Source organism: Haloechinothrix salitolerans (assembly GCF_042662605.1).
Taxonomy (GTDB): domain Bacteria; phylum Actinomycetota; class Actinomycetes; order Mycobacteriales; family Pseudonocardiaceae; genus Haloechinothrix_A; species Haloechinothrix_A salitolerans.
Genome location: NZ_JBHSXX010000001.1, coordinates 3,016,794 through 3,040,876 on the forward strand (window position 1 = coordinate 3,016,794; position 24,083 = coordinate 3,040,876).

20 protein-coding genes are annotated in these 24,083 nt (G+C 68.5%); 15 read left to right on the forward strand and 5 right to left on the reverse strand.

Annotation, left to right across the window (positions count from 1 at the left end; all coding sequences use genetic code 11):
- The first annotated feature begins 86 nt into the window (after nucleotides 1-86).
- From ACFQGD_RS14305 to pspM, 6 genes are all read left to right on the forward strand, one after another.
- On the forward strand, nucleotides 87-2,186 hold the full coding sequence (locus ACFQGD_RS14305; RefSeq protein WP_345398332.1) for an acyltransferase family protein: 2,100 nt from the start codon (nucleotides 87-89) through the stop codon (nucleotides 2,184-2,186).
- A gap of 59 nt (nucleotides 2,187-2,245) precedes the next feature.
- Nucleotides 2,246-3,703, forward strand: a complete 1,458-nt coding sequence (gene rimO / locus ACFQGD_RS14310) for a 30S ribosomal protein S12 methylthiotransferase RimO (protein ID WP_345398335.1) — start codon at nucleotides 2,246-2,248, stop codon at nucleotides 3,701-3,703.
- An 8-nt stretch (nucleotides 3,704-3,711) separates the two neighbouring features.
- Nucleotides 3,712-4,344 (forward strand): CDP-diacylglycerol--glycerol-3-phosphate 3-phosphatidyltransferase, encoded by a 633-nt coding sequence (gene pgsA, locus ACFQGD_RS14315; RefSeq protein WP_345398338.1) that lies wholly within the window; start codon nucleotides 3,712-3,714, stop codon nucleotides 4,342-4,344.
- Between the two features lie 266 nt (nucleotides 4,345-4,610).
- Nucleotides 4,611-5,012 carry a helix-turn-helix domain-containing protein gene (locus tag ACFQGD_RS14320; RefSeq protein WP_345398341.1) on the forward strand — a complete coding sequence of 134 codons (402 nt, stop codon included), beginning with the start codon at nucleotides 4,611-4,613 and terminating at the stop codon, nucleotides 5,010-5,012.
- 178 nt (nucleotides 5,013-5,190) lie between these two features.
- The gene (locus ACFQGD_RS14325; RefSeq protein WP_345398344.1) at nucleotides 5,191-6,054 is read left to right on the forward strand and encodes a PspA/IM30 family protein; all 864 of its coding nucleotides are present in this window, start codon (nucleotides 5,191-5,193) and stop codon (nucleotides 6,052-6,054) included.
- A gap of 11 nt (nucleotides 6,055-6,065) precedes the next feature.
- Nucleotides 6,066-6,797: a phage shock envelope stress response protein PspM gene (pspM, locus tag ACFQGD_RS14330; protein WP_345398347.1), complete on the forward strand. Its 732-nt coding sequence runs from the start codon at nucleotides 6,066-6,068 to the stop codon at nucleotides 6,795-6,797.
- 52 nt (nucleotides 6,798-6,849) lie between these two features.
- Here the strand turns inward: pspM and ACFQGD_RS14335 are convergent, their stop codons facing one another.
- Both ACFQGD_RS14335 and ACFQGD_RS14340 read right to left on the reverse strand, forming a co-directional pair.
- Entirely contained in the window at nucleotides 6,850-7,887 is a 1,038-nt protein-coding gene (locus tag ACFQGD_RS14335) for a quinone-dependent dihydroorotate dehydrogenase (protein WP_345398790.1), read from the reverse strand.
- Nucleotides 7,888-7,973: 86 nt separating this feature from the next.
- Nucleotides 7,974-8,813: a ParA family protein gene (locus ACFQGD_RS14340; protein WP_345398350.1), complete on the reverse strand. Its 840-nt coding sequence runs from the start codon at nucleotides 8,811-8,813 to the stop codon at nucleotides 7,974-7,976.
- 209 nt (nucleotides 8,814-9,022) lie between these two features.
- Here ACFQGD_RS14340 and ACFQGD_RS14345 point away from each other — a divergent pair, with 209 nt between their 5' ends.
- The 3 genes from ACFQGD_RS14345 (at nucleotide 9,023) to ACFQGD_RS14355 (ending at nucleotide 11,612) form a co-directional block, all read left to right on the forward strand.
- Nucleotides 9,023-9,754 carry a methyltransferase domain-containing protein gene (locus ACFQGD_RS14345; RefSeq protein WP_345398353.1) on the forward strand — a complete coding sequence of 244 codons (732 nt, stop codon included), beginning with the start codon at nucleotides 9,023-9,025 and terminating at the stop codon, nucleotides 9,752-9,754.
- 12 nt (nucleotides 9,755-9,766) lie between these two features.
- Nucleotides 9,767-11,071, forward strand: coding sequence for a DNA polymerase IV (dinB, locus tag ACFQGD_RS14350; RefSeq protein WP_345398356.1), 1,305 nt, complete (start codon nucleotides 9,767-9,769; stop codon nucleotides 11,069-11,071).
- A gap of 145 nt (nucleotides 11,072-11,216) precedes the next feature.
- The gene (locus ACFQGD_RS14355) at nucleotides 11,217-11,612 is read left to right on the forward strand and encodes a DUF3040 domain-containing protein (RefSeq protein ID WP_345398359.1); all 396 of its coding nucleotides are present in this window, start codon (nucleotides 11,217-11,219) and stop codon (nucleotides 11,610-11,612) included.
- Between the two features lie 23 nt (nucleotides 11,613-11,635).
- On the opposite strand, the gene ACFQGD_RS14360 is transcribed toward ACFQGD_RS14355, so the two are convergent.
- The 3 genes from ACFQGD_RS14360 to ACFQGD_RS14370 are packed head-to-tail and all read right to left on the reverse strand — an operon-like array spanning nucleotide 11,636 to nucleotide 16,369.
- Nucleotides 11,636-14,134, reverse strand: coding sequence for a transglutaminase TgpA family protein (locus ACFQGD_RS14360; protein WP_345398362.1), 2,499 nt, complete (start codon nucleotides 14,132-14,134; stop codon nucleotides 11,636-11,638).
- On the reverse strand, nucleotides 14,131-15,387 hold the full coding sequence (locus ACFQGD_RS14365) for a DUF58 domain-containing protein (RefSeq protein WP_345398365.1): 1,257 nt from the start codon (nucleotides 15,385-15,387) through the stop codon (nucleotides 14,131-14,133). The genes ACFQGD_RS14360 and ACFQGD_RS14365 overlap by 4 nt, the downstream gene beginning before the upstream one ends.
- Nucleotides 15,388-15,400: 13 nt before the next feature.
- Nucleotides 15,401-16,369 (reverse strand): AAA family ATPase, encoded by a 969-nt coding sequence (locus ACFQGD_RS14370; protein ID WP_345398792.1) that lies wholly within the window; start codon nucleotides 16,367-16,369, stop codon nucleotides 15,401-15,403.
- Between the two features lie 622 nt (nucleotides 16,370-16,991).
- Between ACFQGD_RS14370 and mraZ the strand changes: the two genes are divergently transcribed.
- The 6 genes from mraZ to tesB all read left to right on the forward strand — a co-directional run bounded on the left by mraZ (nucleotide 16,992) and on the right by tesB (nucleotide 23,758).
- Complete coding sequence (gene mraZ, locus ACFQGD_RS14375; protein ID WP_345398368.1) at nucleotides 16,992-17,423, forward strand: division/cell wall cluster transcriptional repressor MraZ; 432 nt, start codon at nucleotides 16,992-16,994, stop codon at nucleotides 17,421-17,423.
- A gap of 209 nt (nucleotides 17,424-17,632) precedes the next feature.
- Complete coding sequence (gene rsmH, locus ACFQGD_RS14380; RefSeq protein WP_345398371.1) at nucleotides 17,633-18,643, forward strand: 16S rRNA (cytosine(1402)-N(4))-methyltransferase RsmH; 1,011 nt, start codon at nucleotides 17,633-17,635, stop codon at nucleotides 18,641-18,643.
- Entirely contained in the window at nucleotides 18,640-19,266 is a 627-nt protein-coding gene (gene ftsL, locus ACFQGD_RS14385) for a cell division protein FtsL (RefSeq protein ID WP_345398374.1), read from the forward strand. The genes rsmH and ftsL overlap by 4 nt, the downstream gene beginning before the upstream one ends.
- Nucleotides 19,267-19,272: 6 nt before the next feature.
- Nucleotides 19,273-21,303, forward strand: a complete 2,031-nt coding sequence (locus ACFQGD_RS14390) for a peptidoglycan D,D-transpeptidase FtsI family protein (protein ID WP_390183613.1) — start codon at nucleotides 19,273-19,275, stop codon at nucleotides 21,301-21,303.
- 113 nt (nucleotides 21,304-21,416) lie between these two features.
- Nucleotides 21,417-22,841 carry a pyruvate kinase gene (gene pyk, locus ACFQGD_RS14395; RefSeq protein ID WP_345398377.1) on the forward strand — a complete coding sequence of 475 codons (1,425 nt, stop codon included), beginning with the start codon at nucleotides 21,417-21,419 and terminating at the stop codon, nucleotides 22,839-22,841.
- Nucleotides 22,838-23,758 (forward strand): acyl-CoA thioesterase II, encoded by a 921-nt coding sequence (gene tesB / locus ACFQGD_RS14400; RefSeq protein WP_345398380.1) that lies wholly within the window; start codon nucleotides 22,838-22,840, stop codon nucleotides 23,756-23,758. Before pyk ends, tesB begins: the two co-directional genes overlap by 4 nt.
- Nucleotides 23,759-24,083 lie beyond the last annotated feature (325 nt).

Genomic DNA, 24,083 nt, shown 5'->3' on the forward strand with positions numbered 1-24,083 from the left:
GCCGGATCACATCGGGCCGTTGGCTACGATTCTCTCGCCCCAGCGGCCTCGCGCGGACTGGTGTCGCGCAGCAGGAGGAAAAACCCATGACTCAGTTGGACTCGGCGTCGTCCTTCGGGGTTGCTGATACCCGCACCGAGCCGCTGCGGATTCCGCGGATACCGGACAAGCCGGTTACCCCACCCGGTGTGGCGCAAGCCCGCTCCTACCGGCCGGAGTTGCAGGGTCTGCGGGCGCTCGCCGTCGTCCTCGTCGTCATCTACCACGTCTGGCTGGGCAGGGTCTCTGGCGGCGTCGACGTCTTCTTCGTGATCACCGGTTTCCTAATCGTGGGGCAGCTCTTCCGCGCGTCCGAACGTGGCGGAATCCGATTCGGACCGATGTGGGCGCGGATGATCAAGCGGCTGTTTCCCGCCGCATTGACCGTGCTGCTCGGCATCATGGCCGCCTCGCTGATCTGGCTGCCGGAGCAACGCTGGTTCCAGACCATCTCCGAGGTCTTCGCGGCCGCGACGTATTGGGAGAACTGGCGGCTCGCGATCGACTCGACCGACTACTTCGCGCAGCACAACGAGGCGAGCCCGGTGCAGCACTTCTGGTCGCTGTCGATCCAGGGCCAGTTCTACGTGGTGATGCCGTTGATCGTGGCGCTGGTCGCGCTGTTGGCGAAGCTGTGCCGGCTGCGGCTCAAGGGCGTACTCACGGCCGTGCTGCTCACGATGTTCGGCACGTCGCTGTGGTACTCGATGTGGCTGACCGAGACCACGCAGCAGGTCGCCTACTTCCACTCGCTGACCCGGGTCTGGGAGTTCATGCTCGGTGGCCTGCTCGCGTTGTTCATCACGTCGGTCAGCTTGCCGAGATGGTCGCGGATCGTGCTGGGCTGGCTCGGCGTCATCGGGCTGGCGATCTGTGGCATCGTGCTGCAGGTCGGCACCATGTTCCCTGGCTACGTCGCGCTGTGGCCCACGCTGTCCGCGGTGTTCGTGCTCCTCGCTGGCGCCACCGACAGCAAGATCGGTGCGGACCGCTGGCTGAGCTCGCGACCGCTGGAGTTCATCGGCAACATCAGCTACGCGCTCTACCTGTGGCACTGGCCACTCCTGGTGATCTACCTGGCGGTCAACGACATCGCCAAGCCGGACTGGGTGGAGGGTTCGCTCCTCATCGGCGCGTCGTTCGTGCTGGCGACTATCACCTACTACGCGATCGAGGAACCGGTGCGGCGCTCCAAGATCGGCGTGGTGCGGCCGTGGCGGGCGTACGCGTTCGGCGTGACCGTACTCGTCGCGGTACTGGGCGTGGCGCAGGGCTGGCAAATGTACGGCGAGAACCTGGCACGTGCCGCCGTCGAGCAGGCCGATCCCGATCAACATCCTGGCGCGCTGGTGATGACCGGTGCCGCCGAGGAGCGGGAGAGCTACGACGTGGAACCGATCCCGAGCATGATCGCGATCAGTGGTGACCATCCCGTGCTGACCGGGCAGACCTGCCAGGTGCTGCCTGGCGGACCCGGAGTGGAGATCTGCCAGTCACCGAATGCCGATACCGCGGCCAAGCGCATCGTCATCGTCGGCGACTCGCACGCCCAATCGCTCATCGGCGCGTTCAATCCGCTCGTCGAGAAGAACAACTGGCACATCGTGGCGATGCGCCGTCCTGGCTGCCCGTTCTCAGTGAGATCCGAGCTGTTCCCCGACCGCACCACGTGCGTCGAGTGGAACAAGGCGGTGGTCCCCGAGATCATCAAGCAACAGCCGGACGCGGTCGTCGTGATGGGCACCTTCCAAGTCCGCGTGGGACTCAAGGAACGGCTGCCGGAAGGCTTCATCGCGCAGTGGCGCAAGCTGTACGACGCGGGCATCCCGGTCGTCGCCATCCGCGACAATCCGCGCTACGACTTCGAGCCGACCGAGTGCGCCGAGGACAATGGCGCCGACGCGCGCGAGTGCATGGGCGTGCGCTCCGAGCTCTACCACTCGGTGCCGCCGTACCAGAACCGGCTCGACGTCCCGCCGAATGTGCGGTTCGTTGACCTCAGTGACCTGTACTGCGATCGCTACGTGTGCCCGCCGATCATCGGCAACGTGCGGGTCTACGCGGACAAGAACCACATCACCCAGGCGTATATGGGCACCATGTCGCCCATGGTGGAGAAGCGGGTGAAGCGCGCGCTCGGCTGGTAACCGGCCGCCGACACCGGTACGCGCGCGGGCCGTCCGAGTCGCCGGTTACCCTGGACGTCGTGCCTTCTTCCACGACGGACCCTTCCGGTGAGCGACGCGTCGCGCTGCTCACGCTCGGCTGCGCCCGCAACGAGGTCGACTCCGAGGAACTCGCGGGCAGGCTCGGCTCGGGTGGCTGGCAGGTCACCGGCGACGCGGAGGACGCGGACATCGTCGTGGTCAACACGTGCGGCTTTGTCGAGTCAGCGAAGAAGGACTCCATCGACACCGTGCTCGCGGCGGCCGAGACCGGCACCAAGGTGGTCGCTGTCGGTTGCCTCGCCGAGCGTTATGGCGCTGAGCTGGCGCGGAACCTTCCCGAAGCCGACGCGGTGCTCGGCTTTGACCACTACAACCACCTTGCCGAGCGTCTGGACGACGTCGTCTCGGGTCGCTCCGTGGCGTCCCACACGCCGTCCGACCGCAGAACGCTGCTGCCCATCACGCCGGTGGAACGCCAACGTGCCAGCGCGGACATCGCGGTGCCTGGCCATGAGTGGGTGCCGACGGCCGACCCGCTGCGCGCGCGGCTGGACGACGCACCGGTGGCCGCGCTGAAGATCGCGTCCGGCTGCGACCGCAAATGCTCGTTCTGCGCGATCCCGTCGTTCCGGGGCTCCTTCGTGTCCCGGCAGCCCGAGGCGATCCTCGGCGAGGCGGCGTGGCTGGCGCGCGAGGGCGCGCGGGAGGTGTTCCTGGTCAGCGAGAACTCGACGTCCTATGGGAAGGACCTGGGCAAGGAGTACGGCGCGGGCCGAGCGCTTGAACTGCTGCTGCCCAAACTCGCCGAGGTCGACGGCGTCGACCGGGTAAGGGTGTCGTACCTGCAACCCGCCGAGACCCGCCCCGACCTGGTGCGCGTCATCGCCACCACCGACGGCGTCGCCAGCTACTTCGACCTGTCGTTCCAGCACGCCAGCAAGTCCGTGTTGCGACGGATGCGGCGGTTCGGGTCCACCGAGTCGTTCCTTGAGCTGATCGAGCAGATCCGGAGCTACGATCCGTCGTCGGGTATCCGCACCAATGTCATCGTCGGCTTCCCCGGCGAGACCGAGGCGGACGTCGCCGAGCTGGAGCACTTCCTCACCGAGGCGCGCCTCGACGCGGTTGGGGTATTCGGCTACTCCGATGAGGACGGCACTGAGGCCGCCGCGCTCGACGGCAAGCTCGACCAGGCCGAGATCGACGCGCGGGTGGAGCGGGTGACGGATCTGGTCGAGCAGCTCACGACACAGCGCGCCGAGGACCGTATCGGCAGCGCCGTCGACGTGCTCATCGAAGACATCGAGCCCGACCTGGATGACGCCGCCGCCATCGGCAGGGCCGAGCACCAAGGGCCCGAAGTGGACGGCGAGTGCCTGCTCACCGACGTTCCCGAGGGTGGTTATACCGTCGGCGAGCTGGTGCGTTGCGATGTCGTCGCGGCGGAAGGCGTCGATCTGCGTGTCCGCCCGATCGCCCTGCGGGCGGGACAGTGAGCGGGGCCGTGGAGCGGCCATCGCCCACGTCCGAGTCGGCGCGGGCGGCCCAGGAACCGAGCACGAGGCCGGTGCGGACACTGAACCTGGCGAACCTGCTGACGATCTCTCGCCTGGTGCTGGTGCCGCTGTTCCTCGTCGTGCTGTTCCTCGGTGCCGGAGACGACGGCTGGCGGCTGCTCGCCGCCGGGTTGTTCGCCGTGGCCTCGGTGACCGACCAGGTTGACGGCTGGGTCGCCCGCCGCTACGGGCTGATCACCGACTTCGGCAAGATCGCGGACCCGATCGCGGACAAGGCGCTCACCGGCTCCGCGCTGGTGGGGCTGAGCCTGCTCGGGGAGCTGCCGTGGTGGGTGACGATCGTGATCGCCGCTCGCGAGATCGGCATCACGCTGCTCCGGTTCTGGGTGATCAAGCACGGCGTGATTCCGGCGAGCAGGGGCGGGAAGGCGAAGACCATCGCGCAGCTCGTGGCGATCGGGTTGTTCCTGCTGCCGCTGCCCGCCATGCTCGATCCCGTGCGCTGGACGTTCATGGGAGTGGCGCTGGTGCTGACAGTGGCTACCGGGTTGGACTACGTAGTGCGTGCGCTGCGGCTGCGCGCGGTCGGCAGGCGGGCGAGCGAGCATGATGGGTCCTGAGTCGGACGACACCAGGGCCGACCGCGCGCGAGACGTGGTCATTGGTGCTCCCGGGTGATCGTGGCGCGGTGCGTGCGGCGGCCATCACGGCGGCGTTACGCCTGCTCCGGGAACATCTGGCCTCGATAGCGCGTTGATGAGTAACGTTCGCCCTTGGCGGAAGGGGTGGCGAGCATCTGCGTCGTGCGGCATTGTCCGGGTAACGTGGGTGTCGCATCCTGCGGAGGGTGGATGTCACTGGACGAGCGAGAGTGAGGAGGCGCGCGATGACCGTGCTGTTGCGCGAGGCGATCGGTGATCGGCTTCGCCATGCCCGCACCAACCAGCAGCGGACGCTGCGCGAGATCTCCCACTCCGCGCGGGTCAGCCTTGGCTACCTCTCCGAGGTGGAACGGGGGCAGAAGGAGGCGTCCAGCGAACTGCTGGCCGCCATCTGCGATGCGCTCGAGCTGCCGCTGCCCGAACTGCTCCACACCGTCGCCACCGATATCGCTAGCGTGGACGACATGGTGCTCGACGGCGCCGACATGGCCGGGGCCGAGCACGGGGAGCCGACCGGCGCGGAGACCGAGGCGACGGCGTCCGGGGCATCCGCGGGGTCCGGCGGGGTCTCGACAGCGTTGCGTACCACGATCGCGAGCCCCACGGTGCGAGTTTTCGCGGCGTAACGTCCGGAATGGCCGCCAAGATCAGGGTTAGCCCTGAATTGTCCGCGGGTCACCTGGTAGCCCGGCCGCCGACCTGACACGATGGAACCTGCCCGGTGATTCGGCGTTGTCGGTACGAATCCGGCGACCGCGCCGGGCGGCATAGGTGTACTGGGATGCGAGAAGGCAGGCGGGTGAGATGGCCAACCCATTCGTGAAGTTCTGGAAGTACCTCATGGCGGCGTTTTCGTCGAAGGTGGACGAGCACGCCGACCCGAAGGTGCAGATCCAGCAGGCCATCGAGGAGGCGCAGCGCAACCACCAGACGTTGTCGCAGCAGGCCGCGTCGGTGATCGGCAACCAGCGCCAGCTGGAGATGAAGCTCAACCGCCAGCTCGGCGAGGTCGAGAAGCTGCAGTCCTCCGCGCGGCAGGCGCTTGTGCTGGCCGAGGAGGCTCGTGACAAGGGCGACACCAAGAAGGCCGAGGAGTACGAGGTCGCCGCGGAAGGCTTCGCGGCGCAGCTCGTCACCGCGGAGCAGGGTGTCGAGGACCTCAAGTCGCTGCACGACCAGGCGCTGCAGGCCGCGACCCAGGCCAAGCAGGCGGTGGAGCGCAACTCGCAGATGCTGCAGCAGAAGCTGGCCGAGCGCACCAAGCTGCTGTCGCAGCTGGAGCAGGCCAAGATGCAGGAGCAGGTGTCTAACTCGCTGACGCAGATGACGGAGCTGGCCGCGCCGAGCGCGACGCCGTCCCTTGACGAGGTGCGCGAGAAGATCGAGCGCCGGTACGCCACCGCCGTCGGTTCCGCCGAGCTGGCGCAGAACTCGGTGCAGGGCAGGATGATGGAGGTGCAGCACTCCACCACGCAGCTCGCCGGGCACAACCGCCTGGAGCAGATCCGTGCGTCGATGCACGGTGACGCGGTCGGTCAGGTGACCTCAGGGGAGAAGGAGGGCGCCGCTGACGCCGCCGCGCAGGAGGAGCCGCCGCAGCCGAGCGCCGACGTCCAGGCCGAGATCTCCAAGCGGGTGCAGGCAGAGCAGCAGCAGAACAAGGCCTGAGGTGGCCTGAGGTGATCGATAAGTCCCGGTTGCTGGCCCAGTTTCCCTTCGTCGCCGATCTGGCGAAGCAGTGGGAGGACTTCAACGAGCCGTCGGCCAAGCTGGCGCGGCGCAAGGAACGCGCCTCGCGCGGCCTGACGATCTGGCTGGTGCTGGCCACGCTCTGCGGAATCGCGGTCGGTACCGGGGCGTATCCGTTCATCACCGGTGTCGTCGTGTTCACCGCGCTGGCGGTGCGGGCGGGCCTGCGGTTGCGCAGACTGCACCGCGCCACGGCGCCGCTATCCGACGGCAAGCGGCGTGCGTTGCCGTCTCGGACGTCGGTGGCGCACGAACCAATGCAGCGCCTTGTCGAGGCTCGAAGGTCACTGCACGAGCTCTTGGCCCAGCTCGTGACGCCGCACGCGGGCGGTCCCGCCGTCGCGGATGACTCACTCGATGCCGCACGGAGCACCGCCACCGAGGCGGAGGAGGCGTTGTATGGGCTCGCCGCCCGCATCGTAGCCATCGAACGTGCCAGGGACGCCGCGCCCGCCGGCGAACGCCGCGCGCTTGACTCCGCCGTGACGACGTTGCGTGAGCAGCTCGGCGACGGTGTCGATTCCTACGGCAGCCTGCTCGCCGCCGCGGGGAAGGCGGTCGCCGCTCGCGGCGGCGGCCTCGGCAGCGCGCGGGACAACCTCACCGATGCCACTGACCGACTGGCGGGGATGGCCCTCGCCCTCCGCGAGCTGAGCACCTAGGACCCCGCGAGTCCCGCGCTCTGGTGCCCGAGTTCCGGCTTGCGCGGTGCCGCTACCGGGCGGCGCGAGCGATTCGCCGGACCAGTGCCGGTCCCTGGTAGATGAACGCCGTGTAGAGCTGGACCAGGCTCGCGCCCGCGTCGAACATCCGCAGCGCGTCGTCCGGCTCCGAGATGCCGCCGACACCGATGATCGGCAGCGATCCACCGGTTTCTTTGGCGACGAACCGCACCACCTCCAGCGACCGCTCGGTTAGCGGGGCCCCGGACAGCCCGCCCGCTTCCTGCCCGGTCGCGACGTCATCGGCGTCCAGGCCCTCGCGGGACAGCGTGGTGTTCGTGGCGATGATGCCCGCGACGTCGTGAGCCGTGCAGACGTCGAGCAGTTCCGCGAGGGCGTCATTGGTGAGGTCAGGCGCGACTTTCACCAGAACCGGTGTCGGTGTGCCCTCACCCGCCAGCTTTGCCGATTCGCGTTGCAGCGCTGCGAGCAGCTCGGTCAGCGCACCCTTGTCCTGCAACGTGCGCAGGCCGGGCGTATTGGGTGAGCTGACATTGATGGCGAAATAGTCCGCGTGTGGGTACAGCGTGCGCAGCGAGAACAGGTAGTCGTCTACGGCGTTCTCGATTGGGGCTGCTTTGGACTTGCCAATGCTGATCCCCAGCGGCACGCCCGGCGTCCCGTTCGCCGTGATGCGCTCGGCGAGGGTTTCGGCGCCGTCGTTGTTGAAGCCCATGCGGTTGATGACCGCCCGCGATCGCGGCAGCGAGAACAGCCTGGGACGCGGGTTCCCGGGCTGTGGCAGACGGGTGACAGTGCCCGCCTCGACGAAGCCGAAACCGAGCGCGGGCCAGGCACGCAACGCGCGGCCGTCCTTGTCCATACCGGCGGCGAGCCCTACCGGATTCGGGAATCGCAGCCCGAACACCGTCCTTGGCGCGTCCACGGCGTAGTGATGTCGGAGCGCGGACAACACGGGTGGGACGCGGCTGATCCCCGCGAGCGCGGCCATCGTGCGCTCGTGCACCACCTCGGGGTCCTGCCCGCCGACGCGATACAACGCGGGACGGACGATCCTGTCGTACAGCACGGCCCCAGTCTCGCGTACGACGGCGAGCGCCGCCTCACCCGCACCGCCGCGGTGAGATGCGAGTCCCATCGCGGCGGTAACCGGGCCTAGGCGCTTTCGTCCTCGACCAGGCCGGGGTCTGGGGGTTCGAGGTGGTGACGGCCTCGGCGGGCGGAGCGCAGAATACGCGCGAGGACCAGGTTGAACGCGAGCGCGATCTCCCTGCCGCCCGGCGTGGCCCACTCGTGGATCGGGGTGCACGCGCCAGCGGCCTGCTGCACCGCGAGCCGGTCCGGGAGCGCCACCGGCATCACCAGCGAGCCGAATCCCTCCCGCAGCTCGTTGATCCGGTAGTGGTGCTCGTGTGAGCGGGCGCGGAACTTGTTCACGAGCACCCCGAGCGCCTTGAGCTGCGGATTCTGCTGCTCCCGGGTGTGCTCGATCGCCTGGAACGCGCGTTGCGCGCCGGACACGGCATACATCGTCGGTTCGGTCACCAGCAGCGCGCCGGTCGCGGCGAGCAGTGCGGAGCGGGTGAGTCTGCCCAGCGACGGCGGGCAGTCCAGCACGATTAGGTCGTAGCGGGACTCGTTGTTCGGGTCAGCGAACCACGATGTCGCCCGCGCCAGGTTGTCCAGTGGACTGGCGTGCGGCGACTGCTCGTTCAGCGACTCGATGTCCTCGTTCCCGGCGAGCACGTGGATGTCTTCGTCCCATGCGCTCTGCGAGACCGCCTGGCCGAGGATGGGCGGGCGTGGGGTGGCGAGGACATCGGCCAAGCCGTACTCCGCGCCAGCGGGGTCGAGCGTCGCTGTCGCGTTGCCCTGCGGGTCCAGGTCAACCACGAGGGTCCTAATATTGCGACGGAGCGCAGCTGAGGTGAGACCCAGAGCGACGGTGGTCTTGCCGACGCCACCCTTCAGGCTGAGGACCGCGACGATCTGCACACGATGCAGCGTAGCTGCCACCACCCGCGCGGTGGGACCTGGTGGGCTGGATCGGGCGATTCGACCGGTTGAACTCACGCGAACGGACGCGCCGACTGGTGCCGTTGGGTCAGGCGTGCTGTCGTGTCGTCGCAGGTATCCGCATCCCTATGCCGCCGTGCGGGCACCGGTTGCGGGACGCTGTCGGACTCGGGCATTAGGGTGATGCCATGCGAATGGACAGTCCTGCCGTGCGTGGCTCCAACGCCGTGCACCGCGTGCTCGACGAGGAACTGGCCGCCGCTCGGGAGCGCGGGGTCGAGCACCCTGTCGTCGTCGACGTCGGAGGCGGCAGTGGCGTCTGGGCGGTCCCGCTCGCGGTGGCGGGCTGCACCGTCACGGTCGTCGACCCGAACCCGAACGCGCTGGCCACGTTGTCGCGCAGGGCGGAGGACGACGGCGTCGCGGACCGGGTCACCGGCGTCGCGGAGGACGTCGACGCGCTCGCTGACGTCGTGCCCGCGGGGAGTGCCGATATCGTGCTCGCGCACGGCCTGCTTGAAGTCGTCGATGACCCCGCCGATGCCGCCAACGCGCTCGCGACGGCCGTGGCGCCGGAGGGCGTCGTCTCGGTGCTGGTCGCCAATCGGCACGCCGCGGCGCTCCACCGTGCGCTCGCGGGCCGGTTCGACGAGGCACGTGCGTTGCTGACCGGCCATGACGGGGTACTGCCCGATGACGGCGATGCGTTGCTGCGCCGGTTCGACGTCGATAGCCTCACCAGCCTGCTCGATGACGCTGGCCTGCGGGTCGCGGCGCTGCGCGGGGACGGCATCGTCTCGGATTCTGTGTCCGATCCCAGTGACGAGGACATGACCGAGTTCGAGCGCGTCGCGGCCAGCATGTCGCCGTTGCGGGAGATCGCGTCCCGACTGCATGCGCTCGCGCGCCGCGCGGGCTGACGCACCACCGCCATGGGGCGCAACACCGGCCTCCCCGACGCGCTACGGCGGCTCCGCATCACCGCGGACACCGCGCGGGACGCGTGGCCGGATGACACCGGGTGCGGCGTCCTCCACATCGACATGGACGCGTTCTTCGCCGCGGTCGAGCTGCGCACGCGTCCCGAGCTGGTGGACAAGCCGGTCGTCGTCGCTGGTGGTGGCAGTCGCTCGGTGGTGCTGTCCGCGAATTATCCCGCGCGAGAGTTCGGTGTCCGGTCGGCCATGCCGGTGGCGGCGGCGCGCAGGTTGTGCCCGCACGCGGTGTACCTGCCGCCGACGCGCGGCGCATACAGCGAGATCTCCTCGGCCGTGATGGCGGTGTTCGCGGAGTTCACGCCGCTGGTGGAACCGCTGAGCCTTGACGAGGCGTTCCTTGACGTCAGTGGCGCACTCAAGCGGCTGCGTACCACCCCAGCGCGGATCGGCGCCGAGATCCGCGCTCGCATCGCCGCCGAGCACGGAATCACCTGCTCGGTCGGCATCGCCCCTGTCAAGTTCGCCGCCAAGCTGGCCTCCGGCATGGCGAAGCCGGACGCCATGGTCGTCGTGCCGCGCGATCAGGTGCGGGAGTTCCTGTATCCGCTGCCGGTGTCGGCGCTGTCCGGCGTCGGGCAGCGCACGAACGCCGCGCTCGAACGCGCCGGATTGCGCACCATCGCCGACGTCGCGGCAACGCCGCTGGCGCGACTGAAGCGCGTGGTCGGCGCGGCGGCGGGGGAGCACCTGCACGCGCTGGCCAACGGCGACGACCCGCGTCCGGTCGTCCCGGACAGCCCGGACAAGTCGCTCGGCGCGGAGCAGACGTTCGACGTCGACCAGGGCGATCACGATGTGCTGGCCCGCGAACTGCTCGGGCTCGCGCAACGCGTCGCGGCGACACTTCGCCGCAAGGAACTGGTGGGCAGAACCGTCGTCGTCAAGATCCGGTTCGCCGACTTCACCACGATTACCCGGTCCCGCTCGCTACCCGCTTCCACTGACGTCGCGCACGAGATTCACGCCTGCGCGCAGACTCTCCTGACCGCCAACGTGCCGCCAGGTTCACTGGTGCGGCTGCTTGGGGTGCGGGTCGAAGGCCTCAGCGATCGAGATGGGGGCCAGCAGCTCCGGCTCGACGCGGACGAACCGCGCTGGCGCGACGCCGAGCTGGCGGCGGACACCGCGCGTGATCGGTTCGGCACCTCAGCGGTACGACCAGCCTCGCTGCTAAGCTTGAGTCCCACTGATCGGACACGTGCGGGCGCGGATCATGGCAAGACGGACACAGATCGATAATTCTGCGTAGAAGCTTGCCGGATCGGGTAGTCCTGGATGCGCCGGGCTCGTATCCTGGAAGTGGCAGCCCGTAAGCAGGTGCCGACGATGGGATGTGGTGAGTTGCGCGGGGCAGCTCAGACAACATGCCGCGGGAGGAGGACAGATGCCACTCTCCGAGCATGAGCAGCGGCTGCTCGACCAGATCGAGCAGGCACTGTATGCAGAGGACCCGAAGTTCGCGTCCAACGTCAGGGGTAAGCGGCTTCGGAAGCCCTCGCGTGGCAAGCGGTTGCAGGGCATCGTGCTGTTCGCGATCGGTATCACGATGCTGCCCCTCGGTGTGATGGTGGATGTACGGCTCGCGGAGATTCCCATCCTCAGCGTGCTCGGCTTCCTGCTGATGTTCTTCGGGGTGCTGCTGTTCGTGACGGCGATGCGCGCGCAACCGGATGCCGAGTCCGGTTCGTCGGGGGAGCAGGACGGCGGCAAGAACGCCAAGCGGAGTTCCTTCTCACAGCGCATGGAAGAGCGCTTCCGCCACCGCTTCGACGACCGCTGAGCTCCGACACCTGCCGGTCGCTGTCAGTCCTTTCGCCCCGGCAGTCCCGACATCACCGACGTCGGCAGCAGCTTGCCTTGCCAAGACAGCGGCGCCGCGTCGTTCACACTGGTCCGCAGTCCCTCGAACGCGGCGGCAAGCTCGGGATCGACGTCGGTGCGACCGCTGTACCAGGACCGCTCCAAGACTCGCACGATGGTGTCCAGATGGCGCTGCCCCTCGTCGTCGAGTGCGTAGTCGGACGCCAGCCTGCGGGCGGTCTCCCTGACCGTCTCGGCCTCCGCGACCGGCGTGCCTCGGTCGGCCAGCTCGTCGAGCAACTCCCGCCACGCCGCGGATGCCGCGTCGGGTCTGCCAAGCAGGATGTCGTGCAACCTGCCGCCCCGGTGGTACTCGCGCAGCAGCGCCGGCGCGACCAGCGCGCCGGTCACCAGGAGTAGTGCGATGGCGAGTAGCCACGACGCCATCCAACCGACCAATGCGATCGACAGCAGCCAGCCCGCCGCGGTCGCCGGTGGCAGCCACCAGCGGGCACGCGCGAGCCTGCGCACGAGCGGTGAGCTGGTGTCGGAGTCCGGCTGGGAACGCAGCTCACTGGTGCGCCGCACCACGAACACGGTCGCCACCGTCATCCAGGTGGCGAGCAACACCAGCAGCAGAACGGGCCAGCGCACCCAATCCGGTGCTCGCGCGAGACTGACGGTGTCGTCTTCCGCCTGCCGCGTGTCGGCTTGCTCGGGCGGCTCCGGTGTGGGGGTGGGGGTGTTGTCTCGCTGGTCCTGGCCGCTGGCCCTTTCCTGCGGGCCACCGTTCGACGAGCTGCTGGTGTCGTCATCCAAGTAGTCCGGCACAACGCCTCGGCCATCGTCCAGTGGCGTCGGGTCGAAGGCCACCCAGCCGTGGTTTGGGCCGAAGTAGACCTCTGCCCAGGCGTGGGCGTCCTTGGTGCTGATGCTGTTGTAGCCGTTCATTCGCTTGCCAGCGGTGAAACCGATAGCCACCCTGGCGCCGATGCCTTCGCTGCGCAGCATGACCGCCATGGCCGACGCGAACTGCGCACAGTAGCCGCGCTTTCCCTCGAGCAGGAAGTGCGCCAGCGCGTTGGTGCCCGCGTTACTCGCCGTCTCGGTGTCGTAGGTGAAGTCGCCGTCATCGATGAAGTACCGCCACAGCGCTTGCGCTTTGCCGTAGGTGGTGGTCTCGCCCGCGACGATCCGGTCGGTCAACCGCCGCACCCTGGGGTCGATCGGTGGTGGCGTGCTGTAGAGCGCCGGGATCTGGCCGGTATCGGCGGTGACGCCGCTCAGCTGGTCCTTCGTCGGTTGCGCCAGCGAGGACATCACGGTGTAGGGCGGTGGCCGCCGCGCCCGCTCGGTGTAGATCGTGCCGCTGACCTGGTCGTAGTACCAGCTGTCGTCGATGCCGGTGATCTGGCGTGGTTTGCCGTAGATCGGCAGCCATACGTCACGCCAACGCACCGGTTCGATCCTGATCGTTCTCGGCTGTCCGACGTTGTCGCCAGCCGCGCGAGGCAGCCGGTCGTTCGCGACGACCCCCGCGGGCATCGGCCCTGGTCGCAGCCGCCAACCCTCGTTGGGCGCGTATGTGTCGAGGGTGAACGCGCGCATGAGCCGCTCGTCGTCCTCAAGGCCGCGCACGCGGAACAGCTCGATGTCACTCTGCTGGTTGAGCAGCCCTTGCAGCTCGGTGAATGGCTGCAAGCCGAGACCAGCCGCCGTGGGTCCCCGGTTGCCACCGCCGGAGTTGAACGGCAGCTGACCAACGGTGCCGATCGTGGTGACGGTGGCTCCGGCGAGCAAGCCGCACACGATCGCCACCGAGACGACGATGGACGGCGTCGACGCCATGGCCACGCGTTCACTGGGGTGCTGTCTGCCGTGCCTACCTTGCCAGCCGCGATGGCGATGGCCGCTGTCCAACGCGATGAGCACCGCGAATGTGCCCGCGCCAAGCACGAACGTCCACCACGGCAGCAGTTCGTCCGCCAGCGACGCGGGCACCGCATAGAGACACAGCAGCACCAACCCGGACGCCGCGGGCGCCGCGACCGTCACCGCGACGGTGTCCACCAGCACCGCCACCAGACCGATGCCGATCGTGGCGAGGCACAAGATCGGCGTGCTCGCTGTCACCGGTGGCAGGCTGGTCCGGATCTGCCCACCCGCCGCGGTCAGCACCTCGTTCAACTCGGCGAACGCGGCGGGACCTGGGATGATCGCCAGGATTCCCGAGCTGGTGAACATTCCCGTGACCAGCAACAGCAGCACCAGGATCTGGCCAAGCCCCACGACGAGCGCTGGGGTGCGCAGCGAGCGCAAGGCCAGTCCGGTGCAGACGACGAGCACGACCGCGACGATGACGTAGCTCAGCCACGACCAACCTTTGATGACGCCGGTCAGCGCGGTGGCCGAGCACACGGTGGCCACCCCGGCGGCAGCTGGTGCGATGATCGAACCAGCCCAGTCATGCTGGCCGCGCCGTGCGGGAGCCGGTTGGCTCATGATCCCACCATCGCCGGATACCAGCGGCCCGCGCGGCACAGCTCGGCCCACACGTCGGGGATCGCCGATCCTTGCCGGGCGATGACGACGCTCCAGCCCGCCGCGCGTAGCAGCCGCGCTGACTCCTCGACGGCTGAGGAGCGCGTGGCTCCGTTCCCCGGCGACGACCAAGCACCGGTGTCCAGCAGCACCGCGAGGCTGCGCATGCCGCGCGCCCGGTGCCGGGTCAGCTCGTGAATCGCCTCGTTGCTGATGCTGCCGAGGACCGCGATCAGTTCCTTGCCGCCCGCCGGATCCCCACCGAGTGTGACATCGCGCTGGTGCGCGGGTTGCAGCATCGCCAGCGCGTCGAGCGCGACGTTGTCATGGGCGGGACCGCCGTCGGCTGGCAGCTCCGCCAGCACCTTCGCGTGTTCGGTCACCAGCCGCACCGCGTGTCCTGACCGGCGCAGGTGGAGCGCGACGCTCGCGGCGAACGATACGGCCCACTCGATGCTGGCCTTCGGTCCCGTGCCATGGTGGGCCGCCGTCCTGTGGTCGAGCAGGACGACGGTGCCACCATGGCGTGGCTTCTCCTCGAGCCGCACCATGATCTCATCCCGGCGCGCGGTCGACGGCCAGTGCACCAGCCGCATGTCGTCACCTTGCCGGTACTGCCGCACGATCGCGTCCGGTTCGCCTGCGCCGGAGCCGCGCTGGATCGATCCATCCTCGCCAGCGCCGAGACCTCCGCCGGACGGCAGCCCGCTGAGCTGCTGGGTGTGCGGTACCACCGTCAGCCGGGACGTGCCGATCAGCTCCCGTTCGAACTCGCAGATGCCGAACGGATCGGTCACTCTGGCGCGCAGCGGACCGACCTGCTGCATGCCGCGCAGCTGCGGGCGTAGCCCGTACCGCAGCGGTACCCGCTGGCCGTGCGGAAGGTGCTCCACGATGAACCGGGGTCGCGCGCCAAGGCCATAGGCGACGCCGTCCTCGAGTAGCACCTCACCGGACGGCATTCTGCCCGCTCGCCACAGCTGGAGCCGCACTGTCGTCTCTGTGCCCGCCGGTACGCGGTCGGGTTCCAGCGCGCGAGTCGCTCCGATGCGCACCTTCGACAGCGTGATGAACAGCATCATGAGGAGGGGCAGGGCGATGACGAACACCGCGACCCGCAGCAGATCCCGTTCGTTGAGCACCCAGGCGCAGATGGCGGCGGCGACGCCCGCGGCGAGGAGGCACCTGCCGCGTGTGGTCAGTCCGGACAGCATGGCCGTTGGGCCGTCAGCGACGCGACGGGTTCGCGCGGGGGACCGGCACGCGTTGCAGCACCGACCGCACCGTGTCGGCGGCGGAGCGGCGCGCGGCATGCGCCTCCGTCGTCAGCACGAGCCGGTGGGTGAGCACGGGGATGGCGACGGCGTGGATGTCGTCGGGGATGACGTACTCCCGTCCCGCCAGCGCCGCCTGCGCGCGGGCGCTGCGGACCAGTTGCAGCGTGGCGCGGGGCGACGCGCCCAGCCGCACCTCGGACAGTGTCCTGGTCGCACCGACCAGGTCGACGGCGTACTGCCGCACCTCGCGGGAGATGTGGATGGTGCGGACCGCCTGGATCATCCTGCGCAGCGTGGCCGCGTTGGAGACCGGGGTCAGGTCGGCGAACGGGTCATGGCCGGAGTGCTCGTCGACCATCGCCAGTTCGGCGGTTTGATCCGGATAACCAATGGATACGCGCGCGGTGAACCGGTCGCGCTGCGCCTCGGGGAGGATGTAGGTGCCTTCCATCTCAACCGGGTTCTGCGTCGCGATCACCATGAACGGCGTATCGAGCTGGTAGGTCGTGCGGTCGACGGTGACCTGGCCTTCCTCCATGCATTCCAGCAACGCCGACTGGGTCTTCGGCGAGGCGCGGTTGATCTCGTCGCCGACGACGATGTTGGCGAAGACCGGGCCCGCCCTGAACTCGAAGCCACCGCTCTCTCTGTTGTAGATGGAGACACCGGTGACATCGCTCGGCAAGAGATCGGGAGTGAACTGAATCCGGCTCACCGTGCAGTCGATGGAGCGGGCGAGCGCCTTCGCCAGGGATGTCTTGCCGACACCGGGCACGTCTTCGACAAGCAGGTGTCCTTGCGCGAGCAACGTCACCAGTGCGATACGCACGACGTCGGGTTTGCCGACGAGGATGCGCTCGATGTTGTTGGTGATGTCGCGGGTGACGGAGTGCAGTTCGTCGAGGTCGGACACCCCGATGGTGCCCTCTCGTGACGTGCGATGTGGCGGGTGCGATCCGTTGCCGATGATGTCTTCATCCGTCGTCGGGTACGCCGCGGCATGACCCGCGGTCTCGATCCTCGACGTCACACGTCCTCCTCGTGAGCAATGCCCCACGATAGCGCGCGGGCGTTTCGCGGCACTGCGACCCGGTGTGATGTTTGTTGGGTTACCACCACTCTGCCTTGCAGTGTGTCAAAGTTCTGTCGCCACGTCCGCCCGGGTTGGTCCGATTTTCACGGCGAAACCAGCCAATCGGCCGCATTACCGTGGCTTTCCCACATCTCCCCACTCCGGTCGCGGGATGTCTCCCACACCGCGCCACCCTTGTCCCTCGCGGGGCGGTTCCTGGGCGCCGACCCTGGGTTTTGTGACCCGAAAGGGGGAGAAGTGCCAGGGACTCGGTGTGATCTCCCCACCACACCCCACCGTCAACCCTGTGCTGTGACCTGCGGAAACGTTCGTAGCACCGCTGCTGGATCGACTCATTTCGCGTTGACTGTGGTGAAAAGTGGGGTACGGTGGCGACAAGTGGGGCAGCAGGGAGCCCCAGGGCCGTGACCTTCCTGGATGAGCAGGTTCCGGCGGGGAGGTGGTTGCCGTGTTTCTCGGTACCCACACGCCCAAGCTTGACGACAAGGGGCGGCTCACGCTGCCCGCGAAGTTCCGTGAGGCGCTGGCAGGTGGACTGATGGTGACGAAGGGGCAAGACCACTGCCTCTACGTCTTCCCACGTGCCGAGTTCGAGCAGTTGGCCCGCAAGGTGGCGGAGGCACCGTTCACCAACGAGGCGGTGCGGGCCTACCAGCGGTACCTGTTCGCGGGAACCGACGAGCAGCGCCCCGACGGGCAGGGGCGCATCGCGATCGCGCCAGAACTGCGGCGCTATGCGGGGCTCAACAAGGAGTGCGTGGTGATCGGGGCGATCACCCGGTTGGAGATCTGGGACGCCCAAGCATGGCAGGGCTACTTGGAAGAACACGAGGACAGCTACGCCAAGGCGCAAGAGGAGGTGCTTCCGGGACTCTTCTGACGCGCACGGCACACCCTGGCTGTCGGGGGGTCAGGGTAGGCCGATCGGCGACGGCGGCCGGACGCGGATGTCGTGAGGCCTCTGTCCGCACGAGAGTGACCCTGGTGCAACTTCCCCGGCACCAGGTTCACGGCGGAGCGGGCGGGGACCTGACGGCACCCGCGTCCCGAGTTCCCGGGGCGAGCACGGAGGTGGAAAGGGGGCACGGCATGGCAGCCAGCGATGGTGCCAATGGCGCTGACGGCGCGGCGCATGCCGCGCCGCACGAGCCGGTGTTGCTCGATCGTGTGCTCGAGCTGTTCGCCCCCGCGCTGGACCGAGAGGGCACCGACGGTGCTGTCCTTGTCGACGCGACGCTCGGTCTCGGTGGGCACGCCGACGCGTTGTTGACCGCGCACCCCTCACTGCGGCTGATCGGGCTGGACCGTGACCAGCACGCCGTGGCGTACTCACGCGAACGCCTCGCCCGTCATGGCGACCGGGTGCGGCTGGTGCACGCCGTCTACGACGAGATCGCCGATGTTCTCGCCGACCAGGGCGTGGACGTGGTGCAGGGCGTGTTGTTCGATCTCGGTGTCTCCTCGATGCAACTCGACACCGGCGAGCGTGGTTTCGCGTACTCGGTCGACGCTGCGCTGGACATGCGCATGGATGACAGCAGGGGGCAGACCGCGGCCGAGTTGCTGAACACCGCGCCGATCGACGAGTTGACCAGGATCCTGCGCACCTACGGTGAGGAGAAGTTCGCCGCCAAGATCGCCAAGGCCATCGGCGCCGCTCGGGAGAAGGAACCGTTCACCACCAGCGCGCGGCTGGTTCAGCTCATCTACGACACCGTGCCCGCACCGGCGCGGCGCACCGGCGGTCACCCGGCGAAACGCACCTTCCAAGCGTTGCGGATCGCCGTCAATCGGGAGTTAGACGTCTTGGCGCGCGCGTTGCCCGCCGCGTTGGACGTGCTCGCGCCCGGTGGGCGGATCGTCGTGGAGTCGTACCACTCGCTTGAGGACCGAATGGTCAAGCGCGCGCTCGCCGAGCGGTCACGTTCGCGGACCCCGGAAGGGCTGCCGGTGGAGCTGCCAGGACACGGGCCGGAATTCCGGCTGCTGACCAGGGGTGCCGAACGCGCGTCCGAGGCGGAGTGCGAACGCAACCCCAGGGCAATCTCGGTGCGCCTGCGCGCAGCGGAACGGATCGTGACGGAGGAGGCGCCAGCATGACGACGGCGAGCAGGACCGCGACCGCGGCACGAGCGGACACTGAGGCGTCGCAGGCACGGGCTTCGACTGCGACACGAACTCGTACCGGGCAGCGCACCACTCGACGCTCACCGCGGCGTTCCGCTCGGCCATCGCCGGAGCGGTCTCCCGAGCGTTCCCCACAGCGATCGACACCGCACGGACCGGAGCGGGGCAGGAGTTCGGCCGCGCGGAAGGCGTACGCCCGCCGGGCGCAGCGCACCGCGGCCGTCGACCATGTCGAGAGCGGCACCGCCGCGGCGGGGATGGGTGCGCTGCTCGCGCTCCGGCTGCCGAAGTCCCGGGCGTCGTTCGTGCTGCTCATGATGGTGTTGCTGGCGACGGGCGTCATCATGACGCTCTGGCTGTCCACCCAGGCGATCGCGGATTCCTACCGGCTGGAGCGGATGCGGGCCGAGACCGCTTACCTCGAGGAGCGCGCCGAGCAGCTCCAGCGCGATGTGGCGCGGCAGGAGTCGCCCGCCGAGTTGGCGGAGAAGGCGAGGGAGCTGGGCATGGTGCCGTCAGGGAACCCGGCGCGCATCGTGGTGTCCGAGGACGGTAAGCCGAAGGTCGTCGGCGACCCACGACCGGCGGGCGGGTAGCGCGCGATGGCCAGCAGTCGGCGACAGCGTGGTGCCGCCGCACGGCGCGGGGCGCCCGCCGCACGGGCGCGCCCGCGCGGCGCCGCGGCATCCCGCGCCGTGACTTCGTCGCGCGCTGCCGCGTCCCGTGGCCCGGTGCGGAGCACACGGGTCACGCGGCAGCGGCGACCGCGGGGGCGCACCAGGTTGCGCGACCGGCTGCGGGGTGTGCTGCGCTGGCCTCGCAACCGCTACACCACAGCCGCGCTGATTCTGGTGACGGTGCTCAGCCTGGCTGGGTTGAAGCTGGTCTATCTCCAGGCGTTTCAGGCGGAGGCGTTGTCGCAGCGGGCGGAACGGCAGCGCGAGACCATCATCGAGATCCCGGCCAAGCGAGGCGACATCGTCGACCGCAACGGCACCAAGCTCGCGTTCAGCGTGGAGACGCGCACCTTGCAGGTGAACCTGCGCGCCATGCGTGCGCAGTGGGCGGAGTACGCGCGGAAGCATCCTGAGTCCGGCAAGGATTTCGAGTCGCGCATCATCGAGATCTCCCGGTACATGGCGCGTAAGCTGCCCGAGCTGACCACGGAGGAGGACCTGCTGGCCAGGTTCCGCAAGCCGGGCCCGTTCACCTTCCTCGTGGACAACGTCGAGCCGTCGGTCGCGAACGACATCACCGCGAAGTATCCCGAGATCGCGCAGGAGCAGCGCGCCCTGCGCGAGTACCCCGGCGGGCGGTTGGCGTCGAACATCGTTGGGTTCGCGAACTGGCGCATGGACTCACCGGATCGTTCCAAGCACAACATCCACGGCCTGATCGGCCTTGAGAGCGCACGGGACAACAGCCTCGTCGGCAGGCCAGGCAGACGGCTGGTCGACACCGGCGAAGGCGACGACATTCCGATCCCCGGCACGGCGAAGGAACTGCGGTCCGCCGTGACCGGTTCCGATCTGGTGCTGACCATCGAGTCCGATGTGCAGTACGAGCTGCAACGGCGGCTGTCCGACTATGTCTCGCGCACCAACGCGAACGGCGGCAGCGCGGTGATCATGGACGTCGCGACCGGCGAGGTGTACGCGCTGGCCAATGACGCCACGTTCGATCCGGACAATATCTCCTCGGCCTCCGATGAAGAGCTGAACAACCAGGCGGTGACCACGCCGTTCGAGCCTGGGTCGGTGAACAAGGTCATCACCGCGGCCGCCGCGCTGGAGTACGGCGTGACGACGCCACGTTCGCGGATCATGGTGCCCGGGCGGATCACCGTCGCCGACCGCACGATCAATGACGCCTGGCCACACGGAACGTTGCCGTTCACGACGACTGGCGTGTTCGCGAAGTCGTCCAATGTGGGCACGCTGAAGCTGGCCCAACGGGTCGGCGAAGACCGCTGGCTGGACGTCGCGAAGAAGTTCGGCCTCGGGGAGCGCACCGGCATCGGGCTGCCTGGTGAGAGCCCCGGCAGAGTGCCGCCGCGCAACCAATGGTCCGGTTCGACATTCGGCAACCTGCCTATCGGGCAGGGGCTGTCGATGACCGTGGTGCAGCTGGCAGGCATGTACCAGGCGATCGCCAACGGAGGTGAGCGGGTCGAGCCCCGTATCGTCGCCGCCACCGTGCGCGAGGATGGCACGCGAGTGCCGGAACCCGCGCCGGATCGGGTTCGGGTCGTCAGTGAGCGCACGGCGGATCAGGTGCTGCGGATGCTGCGCGCCACCACCCAGGACGCCCCTGGCTACCAGAACGACGGCACCGCGCCGCCCGCGGCGGTCGAGGGCTATCAGATCGCGGGTAAGACCGGTACCGCCCAGCAGGTCAACCCGGTGACCGGCGCCTACTCGCAGTCTAAGTACAACATCACCTTCGCGGGGGTGCTGCCCGCCGACGACCCGCGTTTCGTCGTGGCGATCCGGCTGGACGCCCCCGACACCACGCTGCCGCTCGGTCATTCCGCCGCACCGCTGTTTCACGACATCGCGGCCTACCTGGCGCAGCGCTATCAGATTCCGCTGTCGGACAAACGCGCTCCCGTCGTGCCGCTCATCCTCGACTGAGCGCGCGTTACCTTGGTGAACCGCGTCGTGCACTGACTGGTACCGGAACCGTGACCGAAACGATCTCGGGATCGGTTCAGTTCGGACTGGGGTGTCGGCTAGGCTGTGTTGACGTGACGCGACGAGCGAAGATCGTATGCACCCTCGGCCCTGCCACGGCGACCTCGGAGAAGGTGGGTGACCTGGTTCGCGCCGGCATGAACGTCGCGCGCTTGAACTTCAGTCATGGTTCCCACCAGGACCACAAGCAGGTCTACGACCTGATCAGGCACACGGCGGCCGAAACGGACACCCCGGTCGGCATCTTGGCCGACCTGCAGGGCCCCAAGATCCGCCTCGGCACCTTCGCCACCGGGCCGACCGAGTGGCGCACCGGCGATGTCGTCCGGATCACCGTCGAGGAGGTCGCGGGCACACACGACAGGGTGTCGACTACCTACAAGGGCCTCGCCGACGACGCCAAACCGGGTGACCGGCTGCTCGTCGACGACGGCAAGGTCGCGATGTCGGTGCTGCGAGTCGACGGTCCCGACGTCGTCTGCGAGGTCATCGAGGGTGGTCCGGTCAGCGACAACAAGGGTGTCTCGCTGCCGGGCATGGACGTTTCGGTGCCCGCGCTGTCCGACAAGGACATGGCCGACCTCGAGTTCGCCATGCAGCTCGGCGTGGACTTCGTCGCGCTGTCGTTCGTGCGCTCGCCTGCCGATATCGACCTGGTGCACCAGGTGATGGATCGTGCGGGCAAGGGCAGGGTGCCGGTCATCGCGAAGCTGGAGAAGCCAGAGGCGATCGCCAATCTGGAAGCGATCGTCCTCGCTTTCGACGGCATCATGGTCGCGCGCGGCGACCTCGGCGTCGAGTTGCCGCTGGAGCAGGTGCCGCTGGTGCAGAAGCGGGCCATCCAGATCGCTCGCGAGAACGCCAAGCCGGTGATCGTCGCCACCCAGATGCTCGATTCCATGATCGGCAATTCCCGGCCGACCCGCGCTGAGGCATCCGACGTGGCGAACGCGGTGCTGGACGGCGCGGATGCCGTGATGCTCTCCGGCGAGACCAGCGTCGGCCGGTATCCCATCGAGACGGTCGAGACGATGAGTCGGATCGTGACGGCGGTCGAGGCGGAGTCCACCGCCGTGCCACCGCTGAGCCACGTACCCCGCACCAAGCGCGGCGTGATCTCCTACGCCGCCCGCGACATCGGTGAACGACTCAACGCCAAGGCGCTCGTCGCGTTCACGCAGTCCGGTGACACCGTGCGCAGGCTGGCTCGGTTGCACACCCGGCTGCCGCTGCTGGCGTTCACGCCGTTGGAGAGCGTGCGCTCGCAGCTCGCGCTGAGTTGGGGCACCACGGCGCGGATCGTGGAGGCGGTTGACTCGACTGACGCGATGGTGCGCCAGGTCGACCACGCCATGTTGAGCATGGGGCGTTATCAGCCGGGTGACCTGGTTGTCGTGGTCGCGGGGTCGCCTCCCGGCACGGTCGGCTCGACCAACCTCATCCGGGTGCACCGGCTCGGCGAGGAAGACCACGCGTGATCGATGCGGAACCTTCGGAGGGACAGGCCTCGCTCGACCGGCTCGTGACCCTGCTCGACCTAGAGAAGATCGAGGAGAACATCTTCCGGGGCGTCTCTCCGCCTGACTCCCCGATGCGGGTGTTCGGTGGGCAGGTCGCGGGTCAGGCGCTGGTCGCCGCGGGCAGGACCGTGCCCGCCGAGCGACACGTGCACTCGCTGCACGCCTACTTCATCCGGGGCGGCGACCCGCGCGTGCCGATCGTCTACCAGGTGGATCGCATTCGCGATGGCCGCTCGTTCACCACACGCAGGGTGGTCGCCGTTCAGCACGGCAAGGCGATCTTCTCGCTGGCGGCATCGTTCCAGAAGCAGGAGGACGGCGTCAGTCACACCACGCCGATGCCCGATGTGCCCGAGCCGGAGTCGTTACCAACGCTGCCGGAACGGTTCGCCGAGTTTGGTGACGAGATGGTCGACTATGCCCGCAAGCGCCCGATCGACCTGCGCTACGTCAACGACCCGCCATGGGTGACGCGGTCGGTCGGCGGCAGGGCCGGCGCCAACCAGGTGTGGATGCGGGGCAATGGCACGCTGCCGGACGACGAGTTGCTGCACGTGTGTGTGCTGACCTACGCCTCCGACCTGACGCTGCTCGACTCGCTGCTCGCGCGGCACGGCGTGTACTGGAACATGGACAAGGTGCTCGGCGCCAGCCTGGACCACGCGCTGTGGTTCCATCGGCCGTTTCGCGCCGACGAGTGGTTCCTCTACGACACCGAATCGCCCACCGCGTCCGGCGCGCGCGGATTGGCGACGGGACGGTTCTTCGCCCGTGACGGCACGCTGATCGCCACGGTCGTGCAGGAGGGGCTGCTCCGGGTGCTCGGTAGCGACTCGGACGACGGTGACGACGCCGACACCGACGCCGAGAGCTGATCTGGCCGGGTTGGCTGAACACGCGGGTACCGGCGACGCGAGGCGTCAGATACACACCGAGGCCGGGACCTGGTGGCCCCGGCCTCGGTACACCTGACCGAACGACGAAGGGGGAACCGGGGAGGGTGTCGTCCGGCCCCAGCGAACGTCGCGTACGGCGCCGCGCTGGAGCAGGTGCTCAGTGTCAGTGTAGCCGTGCGATTTGCAACTTGCACATTCGAGTCCGGATCGTAATCAATCCAGGATCGGGTGGTGCGGGCGCGGGAATCCCGGCGAGCTGATTAGATGCCACATGCAGATGCAAGAGCACACGCAGCACGGCAGG

What these genes read in the sequence shown, in the direction of transcription:
- ACFQGD_RS14305 (WP_345398332.1), top strand. Translation starts at nt 87, where the DNA reads ATGACTCAGTTGGACTCGGCGTCGTCCTTCGGGGTTGCTGATACCCGC.
- ACFQGD_RS14320 (WP_345398341.1), top strand. Translation starts at nt 4,611, where the DNA reads ATGACCGTGCTGTTGCGCGAGGCGATCGGTGATCGGCTTCGCCATGCC.
- ACFQGD_RS14325 (WP_345398344.1), top strand. Translation starts at nt 5,191, where the DNA reads ATGGCCAACCCATTCGTGAAGTTCTGGAAGTACCTCATGGCGGCGTTT.
- ACFQGD_RS14345 (WP_345398353.1), top strand. Translation starts at nt 9,023, where the DNA reads ATGCGAATGGACAGTCCTGCCGTGCGTGGCTCCAACGCCGTGCACCGC.
- dinB (WP_345398356.1), top strand. Translation starts at nt 9,767, where the DNA reads ATGGGGCGCAACACCGGCCTCCCCGACGCGCTACGGCGGCTCCGCATC.
- ACFQGD_RS14355 (WP_345398359.1), top strand. Translation starts at nt 11,217, where the DNA reads ATGCCACTCTCCGAGCATGAGCAGCGGCTGCTCGACCAGATCGAGCAG.
- ACFQGD_RS14360 (WP_345398362.1), bottom strand. Translation starts at nt 14,134, where the DNA reads ATGAGCCAACCGGCTCCCGCACGGCGCGGCCAGCATGACTGGGCTGGT.
- ACFQGD_RS14365 (WP_345398365.1), bottom strand. Translation starts at nt 15,387, where the DNA reads ATGCTGTCCGGACTGACCACACGCGGCAGGTGCCTCCTCGCCGCGGGC.
- rsmH (WP_345398371.1), top strand. Translation starts at nt 17,633, where the DNA reads ATGGCAGCCAGCGATGGTGCCAATGGCGCTGACGGCGCGGCGCATGCC.
- ftsL (WP_345398374.1), top strand. Translation starts at nt 18,640, where the DNA reads ATGACGACGGCGAGCAGGACCGCGACCGCGGCACGAGCGGACACTGAG.
- ACFQGD_RS14390 (WP_390183613.1), top strand. Translation starts at nt 19,273, where the DNA reads ATGGCCAGCAGTCGGCGACAGCGTGGTGCCGCCGCACGGCGCGGGGCG.